This is a genomic window from Actinomadura sp. 7K507 (assembly GCF_004348425.1).
Classification (GTDB): domain Bacteria; phylum Actinomycetota; class Actinomycetes; order Streptosporangiales; family Streptosporangiaceae; genus Spirillospora.
The window spans coordinates 1-1,884 of sequence record NZ_SMKK01000503.1 but is presented as its reverse complement, the minus strand read 5'-3'; the positions used below and the strand labels follow the sequence as shown (position 1 = coordinate 1,884).

At 73.7% G+C, this 1,884-nt stretch carries 2 protein-coding genes; one reads left to right on the top strand and one right to left on the bottom strand.

Features of this window, described 5'->3' with window-relative positions:
* Positions 1 to 229 precede the first annotated feature (229 nt).
* Positions 230 to 1,246, bottom strand: coding sequence for a saccharopine dehydrogenase NADP-binding domain-containing protein (locus E1285_RS44860; RefSeq protein ID WP_132160998.1), 1,017 nt, complete (start codon positions 1,244 to 1,246; stop codon positions 230 to 232).
* Positions 1,247 to 1,320: 74 nt separating this feature from the next.
* Here E1285_RS44860 and E1285_RS44855 point away from each other — a divergent pair.
* On the top strand, positions 1,321 to 1,884 hold a 564-nt coding region (locus tag E1285_RS44855; protein WP_132160997.1), incomplete at its 3' end, for a cupin domain-containing protein.

Below are 1,884 nucleotides of genomic sequence, written 5' to 3'. Positions count from 1 at the left end.
CCCCGGAGGACCAGTACCCCCAGCCCTAAAGGCGCTCTTGCGGGTCTCCTTCGAGGTCGAGCGCCAGGCGCACGGAGCGCCGCAGGCCCGCGCCGGCCCGGAACTCGACTTCCTTCATCCAGACCCCGAGGTTCCGGCCATCGCACGGGAGCTCGGGCTCGAGGCCCCGCCCGTGCACGCTGGCCGCCGCGCCCTGCGGTTCCGTGCACTCACGCCGGCAGCAGGCGGCCTAGCTGGTCCTCCAGGTGATTCCGTGGGGGGCGAGGGCGTCCAGGAACGCGGCCGGCGGGAGCACTTCGGCGGGTGCCCTGACCCCGGGAGTACCGGCGAGGCGGAACGCGCCTTCGGCGGCGATGGCCGCGGTCGTACCGTACGTGTCGGGCCCCTCCGCGCTCCCTGTGGCGCGGCGGCCGTCGGGGGTGGTGGCCGTCACGACGACCGCCCAGCGCTGCCGTTGGCGGGCGTCGGCGTCCGGTCCTTCCGGGAACGCGTCGACGGCGTCATCGGGGACGGCCCCGGAGAACCTCGCGGCCAGGTCGGCCTCGACGAAGCCCTGGACGTGCCCGGCCCGGATATGCCGGGGGACGCTGACGACCTCCGGCAGCGCGAACCTGGACACCGGCACGGGGCCCCGGCCGGGGAAGGCGAGGGAGGCGAGGCGGGGCCGGGCATCGGTGCGCCACTCGCCGTCCTCGTAGGCGAGACCGCCGGACTTGACGACGTCCACCGTGCCGAGGAGGGAGCGCATCGAACCGCGGGACATCCCTCCGCCACCGGTCACCGAGTGCCCGGTCAGCACCTCGTGGAGCGGCCCGCCGCCCAGGCGGTCGGCCAGCACGCGGGCGAGGAGGTCGCCGGGGACTCCGCCGTCGGTCATCGCGGGGGTGACGATCACTCCCGCGCGGTGCGCGTCCGCCGAACACGTCTCGTAGATCCGCTTGATGTGGAGTTGCTCGCCCGAGGTGTCGATGTAGTGGCATCCGGCGGCGATGGCGGCGCGGGCGACGGCCGCCCCCGCCGGGGTGAACGGCCCCGCGCAGTTGATGACCGCATTCGCGCCCCGGAAGGCGCCGACGAGGGCGTCGTGGTCGGTGGCGGCGGCGGTACGGGTCTCGCGGCCGCGGGCGACGGCGGCGAGGCGCGCGGCGTTGCGGCCCACCAGGGTGATCTCGGCATCGTGCCGGGCGAGTTCGGCGAGGACGAGCCTTCCCTGGTAGCCGTACCCGCCATAGATTGCGATCTTCATGGGTTCGAAAGTACGGACACGATATGAGAGTGTGAATAATCCAATGTCTCTTGTAGATACGTGATCGTCTCGCCATGGACGTGCTCAGCGATGTGATCGCCTCTGTCCGGACGGGCCGGCCGCATTCGGCCCGCTCCGCCAGGCGGGCGCCCTGGGGCGGGTGGTTCCACGCCTCCCCGGACGCCGGGTTCCACGTGATGCTGGCCGGATCGGGCTGGCTCGTGCCGAACACCGGCGAGCCGGTGGCGCTTGGCCCCGGCGACGTGGTGTTCACCCCCAAGGGGAGTGCCCACGGGCTGACCGACGATCCGTCCAGGCCGCTGGAGTCGTACGAGCGGGTCGCCCCGAACCGGGCGCCCGCCGTCGAGGCCGCGGACGCCGACGCGATCACGCTGTGCGGCGCCTACCGGACGGACCGGGCGCGCTCGCATCCGCTGCTGGACGAACTGCCCGATGTCATCCATCTGCCCGCCGGGAACGGCCGGCACCCGCGGCTGCGCGCCGCGACCGACCTGCTCGCCGCCGAGATCGAACGCCCCGGGCCCGGCACCGACGCCGCCGTCCCGGCCCTGCTCGACACACTCCTGCTCTTCGTCCTGAGGGCGTGGTACGAGGATCAGCCGGGGACCGGGTGGGCG